12 protein-coding genes are annotated in these 15,892 nt (G+C 65.2%); 6 read left to right on the top strand and 6 right to left on the bottom strand.

Going from position 1 to position 15,892, the window contains the following annotated elements:
- Positions 1–50 precede the first annotated feature (50 nt).
- The 3 genes from ACIGJG_RS30170 to ACIGJG_RS30160 are packed head-to-tail and all read right to left on the bottom strand — an operon-like array spanning position 51 to position 2,749.
- Positions 51–1,214, bottom strand: coding sequence for an acyl-CoA dehydrogenase family protein (locus ACIGJG_RS30170; RefSeq protein ID WP_140949222.1), 1,164 nt, complete (start codon positions 1,212–1,214; stop codon positions 51–53).
- A complete protein-coding gene (locus tag ACIGJG_RS30165; RefSeq protein ID WP_140949221.1) occupies positions 1,207–1,956 on the bottom strand; it encodes an SDR family NAD(P)-dependent oxidoreductase in 750 nt (249 codons plus the stop codon). The genes ACIGJG_RS30170 and ACIGJG_RS30165 overlap by 8 nt, the downstream gene beginning before the upstream one ends.
- A gap of 52 nt (positions 1,957–2,008) precedes the next feature.
- Positions 2,009–2,749, bottom strand: coding sequence for an IclR family transcriptional regulator (locus ACIGJG_RS30160; RefSeq protein WP_140949219.1), 741 nt, complete (start codon positions 2,747–2,749; stop codon positions 2,009–2,011).
- Positions 2,750–3,876: 1,127 nt separating this feature from the next.
- Here ACIGJG_RS30160 and ACIGJG_RS30155 point away from each other — a divergent pair.
- The 3 genes from ACIGJG_RS30155 to ACIGJG_RS30145 all read left to right on the top strand — a co-directional run bounded on the left by ACIGJG_RS30155 (position 3,877) and on the right by ACIGJG_RS30145 (position 8,436).
- Positions 3,877–5,991 (top strand): 3-hydroxyacyl-CoA dehydrogenase NAD-binding domain-containing protein, encoded by a 2,115-nt coding sequence (locus tag ACIGJG_RS30155; RefSeq protein ID WP_140949217.1) that lies wholly within the window; start codon positions 3,877–3,879, stop codon positions 5,989–5,991.
- A gap of 96 nt (positions 5,992–6,087) precedes the next feature.
- Complete coding sequence (locus tag ACIGJG_RS30150) at positions 6,088–7,338, top strand: CaiB/BaiF CoA transferase family protein (RefSeq protein WP_483673656.1); 1,251 nt, start codon at positions 6,088–6,090, stop codon at positions 7,336–7,338.
- A 120-nt stretch (positions 7,339–7,458) separates the two neighbouring features.
- Positions 7,459–8,436, top strand: coding sequence for a Bug family tripartite tricarboxylate transporter substrate binding protein (locus tag ACIGJG_RS30145; protein WP_011300000.1), 978 nt, complete (start codon positions 7,459–7,461; stop codon positions 8,434–8,436).
- 99 nt (positions 8,437–8,535) lie between these two features.
- Here the strand turns inward: ACIGJG_RS30145 and ACIGJG_RS30140 are convergent, their stop codons facing one another.
- The 3 genes from ACIGJG_RS30140 to ACIGJG_RS30130 form a co-directional block, all read right to left on the bottom strand.
- Complete coding sequence (locus ACIGJG_RS30140) at positions 8,536–9,681, bottom strand: CaiB/BaiF CoA transferase family protein (RefSeq protein ID WP_041680142.1); 1,146 nt, start codon at positions 9,679–9,681, stop codon at positions 8,536–8,538.
- Positions 9,682–9,836: 155 nt separating this feature from the next.
- Entirely contained in the window at positions 9,837–10,856 is a 1,020-nt protein-coding gene (locus ACIGJG_RS30135) for an oxidoreductase (RefSeq protein ID WP_483673654.1), read from the bottom strand.
- Positions 10,857–11,226: 370 nt separating this feature from the next.
- Positions 11,227–12,468, bottom strand: a complete 1,242-nt coding sequence (locus ACIGJG_RS30130; RefSeq protein ID WP_483673653.1) for a CaiB/BaiF CoA transferase family protein — start codon at positions 12,466–12,468, stop codon at positions 11,227–11,229.
- 155 nt (positions 12,469–12,623) lie between these two features.
- Here ACIGJG_RS30130 and ACIGJG_RS30125 point away from each other — a divergent pair, with 155 nt between their 5' ends.
- The 3 genes from ACIGJG_RS30125 (at position 12,624) to ACIGJG_RS30115 (ending at position 15,790) form a co-directional block, all read left to right on the top strand.
- Positions 12,624–13,430, top strand: coding sequence for an IclR family transcriptional regulator (locus ACIGJG_RS30125; RefSeq protein ID WP_140949246.1), 807 nt, complete (start codon positions 12,624–12,626; stop codon positions 13,428–13,430).
- 86 nt (positions 13,431–13,516) lie between these two features.
- Positions 13,517–14,536, top strand: coding sequence for a tripartite tricarboxylate transporter substrate binding protein (locus ACIGJG_RS30120; protein ID WP_483673652.1), 1,020 nt, complete (start codon positions 13,517–13,519; stop codon positions 14,534–14,536).
- 66 nt (positions 14,537–14,602) lie between these two features.
- Complete coding sequence (locus tag ACIGJG_RS30115) at positions 14,603–15,790, top strand: acyl-CoA dehydrogenase family protein (RefSeq protein WP_483673651.1); 1,188 nt, start codon at positions 14,603–14,605, stop codon at positions 15,788–15,790.
- The last annotated feature ends 102 nt before the right edge of the window (positions 15,791–15,892 follow it).

The raw sequence follows: 15,892 nt of genomic DNA, 5'->3' as shown, positions 1-15,892 counted from the left end.
GCAAGCAGGAGAGAGGAGCCTTCTTCAAGTGGTGTCGACGTTGGCGACGCTCAGGACAGCGCACTGATCCCCAGAATCTCGCGCGCGATAATCAGCGTCTGGATCTCCGTGGTGCCCTCGGGGATCATCCCGCCGCGCGTGTCGCGGAAGATGCGTTCGATCGGGTACTCAGTGGCATAACCGATGCCGCCATGCACCTGCAGCGCGAGGTTCGATACTTCGAACGCGGCTTCCGTCGCGTATAGCTTGGCGATCGAGCATTCCGTGCGCGAGGTGCCGTTCTGCATCGAGCGGGCGGCGCGGTAGCCGAGCGAGCGCGAGGCTTGCACGCGCATCGTCATGTCGACAATGTGCTTCTGGATCAGCTGGAATGAACCGATCTGGCGGCCAAACTGCTTGCGTTGCAGCGCGTAGTCGACCGACAGGTCGAGCGCGCACTGGGCCGCGCCGACCGCACCCATGGCCACGTTCAGGCGGCCGAAGTTCAGGCCGATCAGGATCTGGCGCAGGCCCTGGCCTTCCACGCCGATCAGGTTGGCGGCGGGAATCTCGGCGTTCTCGAACGTAAAGGCCGCTGTGCCAGTGCTGCGCGTGAACATGACGTCCACCGGTTCGGCCGTGTATTTGGTCACATCGCGCTCGACCAGGAACAGCGACAGCTCGCCGTTGCAGGTCTCGCTGTAGGTGCGCGCGACCACGATGCCGAAGTCGGCGAACATGCCGTTGGTGACCCACAGCTTGCTGCCGTTGAGCACGTAGCGGTCGCCCTTCTTGTCGGCACGGGTCTTCACCTCGGCCACGTTGGAGCCGACGTCCGGTTCCGAGATCGACACGAATGGCTTGCGCTCGTTGCGCAGCAGCGGGCGTACGAAGCGTTCCTTTTGCACTTCGGTGCCGTAGGCGTTGATGATGCCGGAGACGATGTTCAGGCCGTTGATCAGGATGCGCAGCGACAGCCAGCAGTAACCGGCTTCTTCCATCATCACGGCCCACGTCAGGTAGTCCAGGCCCAGGCCGCCATCGGCCTCTGGCAGGACGCCGCCGAAGTAGCCGAAGTCGATCAGGCCCGTCATCAGTTCGTGCGGAAAGCGCTTGTCGCGCTCGGCCTGGCGGATGTGCGGGGTGAAGGTTTCCTTCAGGTAGCGGCGGATGTTGTCGCGCAGCAGCCGCTGCTCGGCATCGAGGCCGTCGACGTCAATGCTGGAATCAACCATAGCGGCCTCCGGTCACGAACAGGGTGGTGCCGGTGATATAGCGGGCATGCTCCGATGCCATGAAGGCCACGGCGCCGGCGATATCGCTGGTCTGGCCCGGGAAGGTCACCGCGTTCTTGGCCATGACGTTGGCGAGAATGGTGTCGTAGTTCGGCAGGCTCTTGATGTACTCGGTCTCGATATAGCCCGGGGCGATCGCGTTGACGGTCACGCCCTTGCGTGCCTGCTCCAGCGACAGCGCGCGCGTGAAGCCGATGATGCCGGCCTTGGCGGTCGAGTAGTTGGCCTGGCCCGGGTTGCCGAACAGCGCGCGCGAGCTGATGTTGATGATGCGGCCCCAGCCCTTTTCATGCATGAACGGCAGCGCCGCGCGGCACGTGTGGAACGAACCCTTGAGCGTCACGTCAAGCACGAGGTCCCAGTCGGCTTCGTCCATCTTGAGGATGGTGCGGTCCTTGACCAGGCCGGCGTTGTTGACGAGCACGTCGATGCTGCCGAACGCTTCCTTGCCGGCACCAACCATATTGCGCACCTGTTCTTCATGGCGCACATCGCACTGCACGGCAATGGCCTTGCCGCCGGCCTGCTCGATGCCGCTCGCGGTTTCGCGCGCGGCCTCCAGGTCCAGGTCCGTGATCACCACGGCTGCGCCTTCCTTCGCCAGCATGCGGGCGGTTTCCGCGCCGATGCCGCGCGCCGAGCCGGTGACGATCGCCACGCGGCCATTCAGTCCAAGATCCATTTCTCCTCCTTATGGGTTGCAGAGTCGGGGTTTGCAGAGTCGGGTTTGCAAATCACTGGTCGGCCAGCAGTCCATCGCGCACATCGCGCAGGGCCGCCAGATAGGATTCGCGATTTTTTTCGATACGTTCGATGGGCCCGGCCAGCGAGATCGCCACCGGGCGCTCGTCCAGACGCGCCGGCACCGCCAGTGCCATCACACCCGCGGTGCCTTCGTCATGGGCTTCGTACCAGCCTTGCTCGCGGCCACGCGCGAGTTGGGCCATCAGCGGCTCGATATCCACCACCGTGCTGCGCGTGACGGCCGGTCTGCGGATGGCTTCCAGCCTGCTGCGTGCCTCGCCCTCCGGCAGCACGCCCAGCAGGGCCTTGCCCAGCGCGGAGGCGTGCAGCGCGACACGCTCGCCGACATCAAGGATGTAGCGCAGCGGCAGCCGGCTCTGCGCCACAGCGGCAACGCGCACGGCCTGGGGTTCCAGCACGCCGAAGAACGCGCTCTCGTTGGTGGCATCGGTCAGGCGCTGCACCGCTTCCTGCGCAAGCCGGGTCAGCGGGTCGTTTTCCGCGATCTGGCGCGCGGTCTCAAACAGGCGGCCAGTCGGGTAAAAGCGCCGCGTGCGCGTGGTGCGCATCAGGTAGCCGAGCGAATGCAGGGTATGCAGCAGGTCGGAGCAACTGCTGTCGGCCACGGCAAGCAGCTTCGCCATCTCGGAATTGGACAGGTCGCGCTTTTCGCGCGCAAAGACCTCGAATACGGCCATGGCGCGGCTGGCTGCTGGGATCTGGACGGGCAAGCTCTATCTCCGAAATGCCGTATGTATTTACGATACTTGGAAATAATGTACGACCTGTCGAAGGCCAAGGCAATCTATATTTCGAGGGGGTGTATTTATCTACGGTTCCTCGGATTGTCGAGTTGAGCCGGTCTGCAACCACGCAGTTGGCGCCTTTTGTGGCTAGTGCAGCGCTTCTTGATAGCTTTTGTCTCGGCAGGTATGGAACAGGCGGGGCGCCGCGGTTGTGTCCGGCCTAGTGGGCGGGTGCTGGTTGAGACGGGTTCTCGGCCTTGGCTGGCGCTGCTGTTTCGCCGGCGTAGCCGGCGACCTCCTTTGTCCGAGCGACAAAAGGAGGCAAAAGCGCGTCAGGCTTGCCCTAACGGGCGAATATTTATCGTAGTGGGCTGAGGGTGTTGTACGGGTATGAGCTTCAGAGGTTTTTCACGCTGCCTGCCGCGTGGAGCACCACCGTGGGTGGGAATACAGCGCTGATTGAACGAGCCCCGAAACTGTCCGTGGACCCTGCTGCTGGCGATATCGGGTGATCGCCTTCGGCTGCGCTACGCGCAGAGCTCAAGTCTGAGCACGTGGGCCCAGGGCAAACCGCGCCTCGGCAACGATGCCCGCGCTGCATGCGCGAAGTAGAGAGAAGGAGTAGAAAACGGACCTCGGGCGCCCGCCGTTGATGAACTTGCACCCCGACTACGACGTGCGCGCAGCGCAGCCGAAGGCGTCACACCACTGACCTTGTTGAAACGCTGTACCCGAGTCCAACTTGGGGATCGTTCAAAAGTCGTACCGCGCCAGGCACAGGTTCTGACTCACATAGCGTGAGCAGGCCTGAACGAGCACCCAAGCATCGCGAGACCAAAGCCGCTCGAGCCATAGAAGCGCATCGTTGATGGCCGTCTGCCAAGACACGCGTTTTTTGGTTACTTTTTGTCGCTCGGACAAAAAGTGACTCGCCGGCTACGCCGGCGAAACAGCGGCGCCGCCAAGCACGACACCCCAAATCCCAACTAACGCCCCCCGCCGCCTAATCGTCAAATTTTCTTTAACGTTATGTCAACAATCATTGTGATTGTATAGTCAATTTATCAGGGCAAGAATGCCGGACTGACCGTCAGTAACTGGAGACAACCCCCATGACCAACGAAGCTTCCGTCGTTCGCACAGCCCGCCACGGCGACGTGCAGGTGATCACCATCTGCAATCCGCCGGTCAATGCCCTCGGCGTTGCCGTTCGCCAGGGCCTGAAGCAGGCCATCGAACAGGCCGAAGCCGATGCCGGCGTGCGCGCCGTGCTGGTCGTGGGAGAAGGCAAGGCCTTCATCGCCGGCGCCGATATCCGCGAATTCGGCAAGCCGCCGATGCCGCCGTCGCTGCCGGAAGTCTGCAACCAGATCGAAGCCAGCAACAAGCTCGTTGTCGCCGCGATCCATGGTCCGGCCCTTGGGGGCGGCCTGGAAGTCGCCATGTCGGCCCACTATCGCCTCGCGCTGCCGGCCGCCAAGCTGGGTCTGCCTGAAGTCAACCTGGGCCTGCTGCCCGGCGCTGGCGGTACGCAACGCGCGCCGCGCCTGATGGGCGTGAAGGCCGCTGCCGATCTGATGCTCAGCGGCAAGCACCTGTCGGCCAAGGCCGCGCAGGCCGCTGGTCTCGTTGATCGCCTGGCTGAAGGCGACGACCCTGTGGCCGCTGGCCTCGCCTACGTCAACGAATTGCTGGAGCAAGGCGCGCCGCTGCGCCGCACGCGCGACCTCGCCATTGCCGACAAGGCCGCAGCACTGGCCGAACTCGACACGTTGCAGGCCGAGACTGCCAAGAAGACGCGCGGCCTGTTCTCGCCGCAGAAGATTGTGGAATGCGTGCGTGCCGCGGTCGAACTGCCGTTCGACGAAGGCCTGGCCAAAGAGCGCGCGCTGTTCGTCGAATGCCTGAACAGCCCGCAGCGCGCCGGCCTGGTCCATGCGTTCTTTGCCGAGCGCGAAACCGCCAAGGTGCCCGAGGCACAAGGCGCCGCCCCGCGCGCGCTCAACCGCATCGCCGTGATCGGCGGTGGCACCATGGGCGCGGGCATCACCGTGGCCGCGCTCGATACCGGACTGCCGGTGGTGATGATCGAGCGCGATGCCGAATCCATCGCGCGTGGCCAGGCCAATGTCGAGAAGGTCTACGACGGCCTGATCGCGAAGGGCCGCATGACGCCGGAAGGCAAGGCCGCGATCATGGCGCGCTACACGCCGAGCACGTCGTATGAATCGATTGCCGACGTGGACCTCGTGATCGAAGCCGTGTTCGAAGACATCGAAGTCAAGAAGGCCGTGTTCCAGCAACTGGACCGCGTGTGCAAGCCGGGCGCCGTGCTGGCGACCAATACGTCGTATCTTGATATCGACGCGATCGCTGGCAGCATCTCGCGTCCGCAGGACGTGATCGGCCTGCACTTCTTCAGCCCGGCCAACATCATGAAGCTGCTGGAGATCGTGGTGCCGGCCAAGGTCAGCCCGGACGTGGTCGTGACCGCGTTCGAACTGGCCAAGCGCATGAAGAAGATCCCGGTGCGCGCAGGCGTGTGCGACGGCTTTATCGGCAACCGCATCCTGGCCGTCTACAAGCAGGCCGCCGACTACATCATGGAAGACGGCGCCAGCCCTTACGAGATCGACGAGGCCGTGCGCGGTTTCGGCTATCCGATGGGCCCGTTCCAGGTGACCGACCTCGCCGGCGGCGACATCGGCTGGGCCACGCGCAAGCGCCGCGCTGCCACGCGCGATCCAAAGGCGCGCTATGTCGAAGTCGCCGACCGCATCTGCGAACGCGGCTGGTTCGGCCAGAAGACGGGCCGTGGCTTCTACCTGTACCCGCAAGGCGCACGCATCGGCCAGCCCGACCCGGAAGTGCTCGCCATTGTCGAGGCCGAACGCCAGAAGAAGGGCATCGCACCGCGCAAGTTCACGGCCGAGGAGATCATGCGCCGCTATATGGCCGCGATGGTCAATGAGGGCGCCAAGGTGGTGGAAGAAGGCATCGCGCTGCGTCCGCTCGATGTCGATGTGACGTTCCTGTCGGGCTACGGCTTCCCGCGCTTCCGCGGCGGCCCGATGAAGTATGCCGATATGGTCGGCCTGCCGAAGATCCTCGAAGATATCCGCACCTTTGCCAAGGAAGACCCGCTATTCTGGAAGCCGGCACCGCTGCTCGAGAAGCTGGTGGCGGAAGGCAAGGACTTTGCCAGCCTGAACCAGGCCGGCCGCTGACATGCCGGCGTCGCGCAGTGCGCGACGCCAGTGTGGCCAGAACAATTCATTGCAGCGAGGCGGCACATGCCTCGCTGCAGCGCATGGAGACAAGCAATGCAAACAACAACCGAACCATCCCAGGACGTCGACTTCCCGCTGGAGGGCGTGCGTGTGCTGGACCTGTCGCGTGTGTTCGCGGGGCCGCTGTGCGGCCAGGTCCTGGCCGACTTCGGCGCCGACGTGGTCAAGGTGGAACACCCCGGCCGCGGCGACGACACCCGTGACTGGGGCATGCGCATCGGCAAGACCGAGACCACGTACTTCAACAGCATGAACCGCAACAAGCGGTCCATCACGCTCGACCTGCAGAGCAAGGAAGGCGTGCGGATCGTCTATGACCTGCTGCCGCAGTTCGACGTGGTCATCCACAACTTCAAGACCGGCGGCGCCGAAAAGCTGGGCCTCGGCTACGAGCAGCTCAAGGCCATCAAGCCGGACCTGATCTACTGCGCGGTGTCGGGCTACAACACCAGCGGGCCCGAGGCCAAGCGGCCTGGCTACGACCTGGTGATCCAGGGCGAGGCTGGTCTGATGGCGCTCAACGGCGAAGCGAACACGCCGCCGCTGAAGTTCGGCGTGGCCGTGGTCGACCTGATGACCGGCATGTATGCCGCGCAGGCCGTGCTGGCCGCGCTGTTCCGCCGCGAGCGTAAGGGCAAGGGCCAGTTGATCGAGATGGCGCTGTACGACTGCGGCGTGATGGTCACCGGCTACTACGGCCTGGACGCCATGCTGCTCGGCCATGATCCGGCACGCTACGGCAACGCCCACCCGTCGATCGTGCCTTACGGCATGTTTGAGTCCGCCGATGGACCGCTGATCATCGCCGTGGGCAACAACAGCCAGTTCGACAAGTTTTGCCGCCAGGTCATCGAGCGCCCGGACATTGTCGAGAATCCGCTCTATGCGACCAATGTGGAACGCGCGAAGCACCGCGAGACGCTGACCCCGCTGATCACCGGCCTGATCCGCAGCTTCAAGCGCGACCTGCTGCTGGAACGCATGACGGCCTGCGGCATTCCGTGCGGCAAGGTGGCCGGCCTGCATGAGGCGCTGACCAGCGAGCGGACCCGCCAGGGCGGCCTGCTGCGCGAAATGCCGCATCCGGTGGCAGGCAGCACGCACGTGTTCGCGCCGCCGTACCGCCTGGATGGCCAGCGCCTGCCGATCCGCAGCGCGCCGCCGACGCTGGGCGAAGGCACGCGGGCCGTGCTGCAGAACCTGCTGGAGATGAGCGACGAGCAACTGCAGGACCTGCAGGCGCGCGGCGTACTGACGCTGCCGGAGACACCGGGCAACGCCTGAGCATTCGCGCCGCGCGAACGCCATGAGTGTGCGCGCGGCCAGGCCCGGCAAGGGGGCCCCATGGAGACCTTGCACTGACTCAAACCGGAACTAAAAGTGCGTATTCGAAATTTCACCCGTATGGTCCACTCCCGCCGCCGTGCCATCCTGGCGCTGGCCGCCGCGCCGATGCTGATCAGCAGCGCGTTTGCGCAAGCCTGGCCGACCAAGCCGATCAAGCTTGTCGTGCCGTTCCCGCCGGGCGGTCCTACGGATACCGTATCGCGCATCGTCGGCCAGAAGCTGGGCGAAGCGCTCAAGCAACCCGTGATCGTGGAGAACCGCGCCGGTGCATCGGGCTCCATCGCCGCCGCGCAGGTCGCCAAGAGCGCACCGGACGGCTACACCTTCATGATGCTGGCCACGCCGACGCTGCTCGCCCCGTACCTGTACAAGAAGGCCGGCTACGACACGACCAAGGACTTCACGCCGGTCGCCACGGTCTATGACCTGCCGATCGTCGTGGTGGTCAACCCGGCGCTGTTGCCGACCGTGACCGATCTGCCCAAGCTGATCGCGCAGGCCAAGGCCCAGCCCGGCAAGCTCAACTACACCAGCTCGGGCGCAGGCAGCTTCGGCCACCTGAGCATGGAACTGCTCAAGCAGATGGGCGGCTTCGAGATGCAGCACGTGCCGTACAAGGGCGGTGTGCCCGCGATCAGCGACACCATTGGCGGCCAGGTACCGATCATGTACGCCGATCTCGTCGCCGCGCTGCCGCATATCCAGGCCGGCAAGCTGCGCGCCATCGCCATCGGCTCGCCGCAGCGCGTGAGCATGCTGCCGGACGTCAAGACCATTGCAGAGCAAGGCTTCAAGGGCTACGACGCCGTGTCGTGGGGCGGCCTGCTGGCGCCCCCGGGAACGCCGAAGGACATCGTCGACCGTGTCTCCACCGAAGTCGGCAAGATCCTGGCCGACAAGGATGTCCAGGACAAGGTGCTCAAGGCTGGCGCGATTGCGAACTACCAGACGCCTGCGCAAGAAAGCCAGCGTATCCGCCAGGATTACGCGAAGTGGGGCAAGGTGATTCGGGATAAGGGGATTGCGGTCGAGTAAGGGGCCGGTGAGGCCGGCTCTGAAGCTCAAAGAGGCCAGGGTCCCAAAGCGATGTGGCTGCGTTCAGCCATCAACTTGACCTCGGCATGACGGGTTTCCTTAACCGCCCAAGACCCCTCTTTCCTGCCACCTGCCCACCGTAGCCGGGTCCATCCAGCCGGAGAGTGCCTGGAATACCGTGGCATCGCACGCTGCCTGCGGCGCGGTGGGTACGGCTGGCTGGGTGCGGCTGAATCGCGGTGCCGGCGCGGGCTGGGTAACTCCGTCGACCTCGACAAAGCTGCCGCGTGCCTGCATATGAGGGTGCTGCGGCGCTTCGTCGAAGGACAGCACGGGCGCGAAACAGACATCGGTGCCTTCCAGTTCGGCGCACCATTCATCGCGCGTCCGCCCGAGAAAGGCGCGTGCGAAGGCCTCCTTCGCGCGAGGCCAGGCGGCGGTGTCGTTCTGGTTCCCCAGTTCCGCCGCGTCGAGATCCAGGCGCTGGAGAAGGTCCGAGTAGAAGCGTGCCTCGATCGGACCGATCGAGATGTATTTGCCGTCCTTGCAAGCGTAGACGTCGTAGTACGGCGCCCCGGAGTCGAGCACGTTGCTGCCACGTTCGGGGTGCCACAGGCCTCCTGCATGCATGCCGTAGATCGCCGTGCTCAGTGCCAGCGCACCGTCGACGATCGCGGCGTCCACCACCTGTCCCTTGCCGCTGCCGCGCGCCTCGATGATCGCGGCCAGCAGGCCCATGACCAGGAACATGGCGCCGCCTCCGAAGTCTCCCACCAATGCCAGCGGCACGCTGGGCGGCTGACCGTGGCGACCAATCGCGTTCAGCGTCCCGGTCAGGGAGATGTAATTGATGTCGTGCCCGGCGGCGCTCGCCAGCGGTCCGGTCTGGCCCCAACCGGTCATGCGGCCGTAGACGAGACGCGGATTGCGCTTCAGGCAGACATCCGGGCCGAGGCCGAGCCGCTCGGTCACGCCGGGACGAAAGCCCTCGATCAGCGCGTCGGCGTTTTCCACCAGATCCAGCACCAGTTCGACGGCGGCGGGGTCCTTGAGGTCGAGCGCGATGGCCCTTCGATTGCGCAGCAGCAGGTTGTACTGGATGGGACGCTTCACGCCCAGGTCGGCCGCGTCACGGCGCTCCACACGCAGCACGGTGGCCCCCATGTCGGCCAGAAGCATGGCAGACATGGGGCCGGGGCCGATGCCGGCCAGTTCAACGATCCTCATACCGGCAAGAGGTCCCATGGTTCGTATCTCCAATTTTTCGATTCGGGTCTGGCGGCTTGCCATTCACCATTGCCTTGCCGCCAGCGGCCGCGGGATCGCGGCGGCGCATACTGTTCTTCGATAAAGGCTTGCTGTCCGATCAGCCAGTCGGCGATTCGGCGTGGCGCTTCACACTACAATCCCCGCTCAAGGTCGGGCGAACCGTTATCGATGCGCACCACCAGACGTCCGCGCGTGGCGCGTGACAGCATGCGGTCCATGGCGTCGGGGAGTGCGTCGAAGTCGATGACCTGGCCAATGGTGGCAAGGCGGCGGGGCCGATAGTCGGCAGCCAGCTTTGCCCATACGGCCTCGCGCCGCGCCATCGGGCTGTTGGCATTGATGCCTAGCAGGCGTACGCCGCGCAGGATAAGAGGCAGCACCGTGGTGTCCAGTTGCGGGCCCCCGGCGTTGCCCACGCTGGCGATGACGCCGTTCGGCTGCATGGTGCGCATCATCCAGGCCAGCACCGGGCCGCCGACGGTATCGATCGCGCCTGCCCATCGGGCCTTTTCCAGTGCCTTGCCGGGCTGCGAGGCCACCTCTGGCGAAAGGATCTCGCCGGCGCCAAGCGAGCGCAAATAGGCATGTTCCGCGCTCTTGCCGGACATCGCGTGCACCATGTAGCCGCGCGCCGAAAGAATATCGACCGCCATGCTGCCGACGCCGCCGGTCGCGCCGCTTACCACCACCGGCCCTTGCTCCGGGCTCATCGCGTTGTGCTCCATCCAGTGCAGCGCCAGCGCGGCGGTGTAGCCCGCCACGCCGATGGTGCTGGCCTCCAGCGGTGAGAGGCCCTCAGGCAGCCGCATCACCCAATCGCCGCGCACGCGGGCATATTGCGCGTGGCCACCGTCGTGGTCGACGCCGATGCCGAAGCCATGCACGACCACCGCGTCACCTTCGCGAAAGCGCGGGTCATCGGACGCCGCCACGTGACCACTCAGGTCGATGCCGCCCGTGCGCGGATATTGCCGCACGATGGCATTGCGGCCGGCCGCCGCGAGCGCGTCCTTGTAGTTGATGCCGGAATAGGCCACGCGGATCAGCACATCGCCAGGCGGCAGATTGTCGAAGCGAAGCTCCGTGAAGCGTCCTGCGACGCGCCCGTCCGGGCCGTCGTCATGCAGGCGATAGGCAAGAAAGCGGTTCATGACGGCCTCCTATTGCGTGGCCATGGCCAGCGGGCGCCGGTCGCAGCGCGGCGGCGGGATGAACAGGGGAAAGCCTGCCGGGTCTCGGGACCCAGGGCTGACTCGTTGTAAAGGAGTGTGCTGCGGGGGCAGCATGCGGGCACTGCCAGACCAGCAAGCACGGTCTGGCAGGCATCGGACTGAAAGTGGAATCTGGTGCCGCCCCGGCAAAGGTCGGCATCGCTGTGCATCGGCTCGCGCATCTCGGACGGGCAGTTCGCCTCGACCCAGGTGCGAGCCGCTTGGCGGAACTCGGTCAGGGTGCCCAAGGAGTCTCCTTGTTGTAGCGTCAATTCAACGGTGATCAACGGAAACCGGCTCCTGCCTGCACTCAGATGACGCCGTCCCGCGCGAGCCGCGCGAGGTCGTCCTTGCCAAGACCCAGTTCGGTGTAGAACTCGTCGTTGTGTTCGCCAGTGGCGGGACCGGTGCGGGGTGCGGGCGGCTGATACCCCCCAAAGCGTGGCACCACGCACGGCGCAGGCACGGAGCCGACGTCCGGATCAGGCATGCGAATCACGGCGCTGCGTGCCTGCATTTGCGCGTCGGCCATGACGTCGGCAATCGTGAATACTTTGCTGAACGGTACGTCGCAGCGTTCGAGCGCCGCGGACACCGCATCGGCATCGCGCGCCGCGAACCATGCGGCGATCAGCGCATCGAGCCGCTCCAGGTTACGGATGCGCGCAGCGTTCACCGCGAAATCGGGGGACAGCGGCAGTTGCGGCTGGTCCATCGCTTCCGCCAGGCGCCGGAATGTGGCGTCGGACGAGGCCACCAGCGTCATCCACACGCCGTCTGCAGTGCGGTACATGTTCGAGGGCGCAGTATAGGTCGCGCGGTTGCCGGCCCGCTGGCGCACCACGCCAAGTTGCTCGTGCTCGACGGCGAGCGGTTCGAGCAGGCGAAACAGTGCCTCGGTGGCGGCGAGGTCGATCTCGCGGCCGCGCAATTCCGGGTTGGCGCGCCGCTCGGCGATGGCTGTCGATATGGCGAACGCGCCGAACAGACCAGCAATCATGTCGCCGATGGGGAAGTTCATGTGCATCGGGCCACTCTCCTCGGTGCCGGCGAGATTTGTCAGCCCGCTCATTGCCTCGAAAATGCGTGCGAAGCCGGGGCGTGCCGCATAGGGCCCGGTCTGGCCGAAGCCGGTCAGGCGCAATACGATCAGACGCGGATTTGCCGCGTGCAGTGTGGCGAGATCGAGGCCCCAGCGCGCGAGCGTGCCAGTACGGAAGTTCTCCACGAGCACGTCGAACTCGCCGAGCATGCGCAGGAACAACTCACGGCCCGCCTCCGTGCGTACGTCGAGAGTGATGCCGCGCTTACCTCGGTTGGTGACCTTCCAGTACAGCGGGACGTCGTCCTTGACCGGCGCGAGGCTGCGCAGCGGATCGCTGCCGTCGGGCAGCTCCAGCTTGACGACGTCGGCTCCCATATCGCCGCACAGCGTGGCGGAGAACGGGCCGGCGACGACGGTCGCCATGTCGAGGATACGCACGCCCGCAAGCGGGCCGCGATCTTGCGGGGCATTCCTGGAGAAGGTGGTCTGTGCAAGGGGAGGTGTCATGTCGGTGCCGCTACGGGTCAGTCGGAACGGCTTCGACAGTGGCAGACCTGCGCATCGCGGACAATCCTGGTTTCGCACAGCGGAACCGGTTCGCCCTGATATTGACTTCAACCGTCTGCCAAATGAGCATCGCCCCAATGTTGCAGGATCCCTCCATGACCTCGAATCCACTGCCCGGACTTGCCAGTTCCGACGAACTGGCGACAGATCGCCAGTTCGCCATCAACCTGGCCCGCGGCCTCGATGTGCTCCGGGCGTTCACGCCGGCGCGGCCGGTGCTGGGCAACCAGGATATCGTGGCCCAGACCGGGCTGCCGAAGGCAACCGTCTCGCGACTCACCTATACGCTCTCGCTGCTCGGTTTCCTGAGCCGCGTGCCCAATAGCCAGAAATACCGGCTCGGTGCCGGGGTGCTGTCGCTCGCCTATCCCATGCTCGCCGGCCTCACGATTCGGCAGATCGCACGGCCATATATGGAAGCCATCGCCCAGCAGACAGGTTGCACGGTCAACCTGGGCATGCGTGAGCGCCTGTCTGTGGTGTACGTCGATAGTTGCCGCGTCGATACCGCCAACATCTATCAGCCCGACATAGGCAGCACGCGTCCGCTGCTCGGCAGCTCGATCGGACGAGCCATTCTGCTCGCATGCGACGCGAAGGAGCGCACCGCCGTGCTGAACCGGTTGAGCGTCGGCGATGCCGAGCGCTTCGCCGCCGAGAAGGTGATGTGGATAGCCGACCAGAAGCACTTCGCCGCGCACGGCTACTGCATCAGCCGCGGCGAGTGGCGTACAGAGATTCATGCAATCGCGGCACCGATCCGGCAGGGTTTGCACAACGATCCGTTCGCGCTGAACTGCACGGTCTCCGCAATGCGCAACACCGGCGGGTACCTGGAACGGGACGTAGCGCCGCGACTGGTCGCGTGTGTGAAACAGATCGAATTGGCGTGTGCACGATAGCACGCCGTGCCCGCATCGCAGACCGGCGCGGGCAGTGATTTTCAAAGCGGCCCGCAGCGGTTCGCATTCCAAAACAGGAGACTCGCATGGCACGACACGACAACCAGACAATCCGGCGGTACCCCCTGGCAGCGATCGCCGCGATGGCAATGCTTGGGACAGGCGGCATGCCGGCAGGTGCGGCGATGGCCGCCGACGCGGCGGCGACCTTCCCGGAGAAATCCATCCGCGTCATCGTGCCTTTCTCGGCGGGAGGCGTGGTGGATTCGGTGGCGCGTATTACGGCCGAGTACATGGCAAACGACCTGCATCAACCGGTGATCGTCGAGAACCGCGCCGGCGCGGGCGGCGCGATCGGCACCGACTATGTCGCCAAGGCGCCTGCTGACGGCTACACGTTGCTGGCCGTCAGCCCGAGCCATGTTGTCGGTCCTATGCTGAATGCGGCGGTGAAATGGAACGCCGAGCGGGATTTCAGGGCCATCGCCGGCATTGGCGATATCCCGAACCTGATCGTGGTGCCGGGCGCCTCGCCGCTGCGCGACCTGCCGTCGTTGCTGGCCGCCGCGCGCACGGCGCCAGGGTCGCTCACTTACGCGAGCCCCGGCCCTGGCACTTCGAATCATTTGTCCGCGGAACTGCTTGCGCAGTCCGCCGGCGTGAAGCTTACCAACGTGCCTTACAAGGGGCAGCCCGAGGCTCTCACCGACCTGCTCGGCAACCGTATTTCGATGATGGCGCTGACAGTGGCCATCGCCCGGCCGCAGGTGCAGAGCGGCAAGCTGGTGGCTCTGGCCACCACCGCGGCGCGCCGTTCCGCCGCCTTCCCGTCGGTGCCGACCGTGGCCGAGTCGGCACACCTGCCTGGTTTCGAGGTTAGCGCCTGGTTCGGCCTGGTGGCGCCGCGCAAGACGCCCGACGCCGCGGTACAACGGCTGCAGCAGAGCGTGACGAAGGCGCTCGCCGACCCTGCAGTCGTGAAGCGCCTGGCCGAGCTCGGCATGGACGTAGCTCCCCTTTCCGCACAACAGTTCGATGCGCGCATCGCCGCAGAGACGCGCAAGTGGTCCGGCGTTCTGCGCAACGCGGGCATGGGCGGAAGCTGAGCCCCGGATGTGTTGTACCGCGCCGGCTCGCCCAAGTTATCTTTATCGACAGGAAACAGATACACCATGATCCGTGACACCGCTCGCCTCGAGAAAATACTGGCTGACATCCGCCGGTTCGTTGCCGAAACCTGCATCCCGCTGGAAGCCTCCATCGATGCTGACGATGCCATCCCGGCAGACGTCGTCGATGCCATGCGAAGACTTGGCCTGTTCGGTCATAGCATTCCGGAAGCCTTCGGAGGTGCCGGACTGACTTCGGAAGAGCTTACGCTGGTCAATATCGAAGTCTCGCAAGCTGCTACGACGTTTCGTGCACGCTTCGGTGGCAATACCGGCATTGCGTCGGAGTCGCTGGTGGTGGACGGTACCGAGGCCCAGAAAGATCGCTACCTGCCCCGCCTTGCCTCCGGGGAACTCACCGGCTGCTTCGCGCTGACCGAGCCGGATGCCGGTTCCGACGCCACGTCACTGCGTACCAACGCACGGCGCGAGGGCGACCACTATGTACTCGACGGCACCAAGTGCTTCATCACCAATGCGCCGATTGCCGATCTGTTCACGGTCTTCGCGCGTAGCGAGCCTGGCGTCGCCGGCGCGCCCGGCATCAGCGCGTTCCTGATCGAGCGCGGCACTCCCGGTCTGACCACTGGCCCGGCCGAGCGCAAGATGGGGCAGCACGGCTCGCCAGTGGGCGACATCTACCTTGAGAATTGCCGCGTGCCTGCCAGCGCCATCGTCGGCGGCAAGCCAGGCACCGGTTTCAAGACTGCAATGAAGGCGCTCAACAAGCAACGGATCAACCTGGCGGGGCTCTGCATCGGTCCGGCCGTACGCCTGGTCGACGAAATGGTTCGCTACGCGACACGGCGCAGTCAGTTCGGCAAGCCGATTGCCGACTACCAGCTCGTGCAGCAGATGATCGCCGACAGTAACACCGAACTGCATGCGGCGCGTGCGTTGGTGCTGGAAACGGCGCGCCGCCGCGACAATGGCGAGGATGTCACGATGGAAGCGTCGATGTGCAAGATGTTTGCCTCCGAGATGGCCGGCCGTGTGGCCGACCGCGCGGTGCAAGTATTTGGCGGCAGTGGCTACATGGCCCGCACCGTGGCGGAGCGGTTCTATCGCGACGTCCGCGTGTTCCGTTTGTATGAAGGCACGACGCAGATCCACCAGCTCAATATCGCCCGCCGCACTCTTGCTGCGCGGACCGAGGCTCTGGGTATCGCCGCGGAGCCTGTGGGGGACTGATTCATGCGAGCGCGACGGTTACCCGGGAGCGCGGCGGCATTGCACGCATGATCTGTTGAATCAGGCCAGGCACGCCGACGCATTCGAAGACCACATCGGGGA

The sequence above is a fragment of the Cupriavidus sp. C1SS-2L genome (assembly GCF_057073735.1).
The sequence above is the reverse complement of the archived record's forward strand: the minus strand, read 5'-3'. Positions and strand labels throughout refer to the sequence as shown.

Bases quoted from the DNA above. Each gene is read 5' to 3' on its own strand.
- ACIGJG_RS30115 (WP_483673651.1), top strand. From the start codon at position 14,603: ATGATCCGTGACACCGCTCGCCTCGAGAAAATACTGGCTGACATCCGC.
- ACIGJG_RS30150 (WP_483673656.1), top strand. From the start codon at position 6,088: ATGCAAACAACAACCGAACCATCCCAGGACGTCGACTTCCCGCTGGAG.
- ACIGJG_RS30125 (WP_140949246.1), top strand. From the start codon at position 12,624: ATGACCTCGAATCCACTGCCCGGACTTGCCAGTTCCGACGAACTGGCG.
- ACIGJG_RS30135 (WP_483673654.1), bottom strand. From the start codon at position 10,856: ATGAACCGCTTTCTTGCCTATCGCCTGCATGACGACGGCCCGGACGGG.
- ACIGJG_RS30130 (WP_483673653.1), bottom strand. From the start codon at position 12,468: ATGACACCTCCCCTTGCACAGACCACCTTCTCCAGGAATGCCCCGCAA.
- ACIGJG_RS30165 (WP_140949221.1), bottom strand. From the start codon at position 1,956: ATGGATCTTGGACTGAATGGCCGCGTGGCGATCGTCACCGGCTCGGCG.
- ACIGJG_RS30140 (WP_041680142.1), bottom strand. From the start codon at position 9,681: ATGGGACCTCTTGCCGGTATGAGGATCGTTGAACTGGCCGGCATCGGC.
- ACIGJG_RS30170 (WP_140949222.1), bottom strand. From the start codon at position 1,214: ATGGTTGATTCCAGCATTGACGTCGACGGCCTCGATGCCGAGCAGCGG.
- ACIGJG_RS30145 (WP_011300000.1), top strand. From the start codon at position 7,459: ATGGTCCACTCCCGCCGCCGTGCCATCCTGGCGCTGGCCGCCGCGCCG.
- ACIGJG_RS30120 (WP_483673652.1), top strand. From the start codon at position 13,517: ATGGCACGACACGACAACCAGACAATCCGGCGGTACCCCCTGGCAGCG.
- ACIGJG_RS30155 (WP_140949217.1), top strand. From the start codon at position 3,877: ATGACCAACGAAGCTTCCGTCGTTCGCACAGCCCGCCACGGCGACGTG.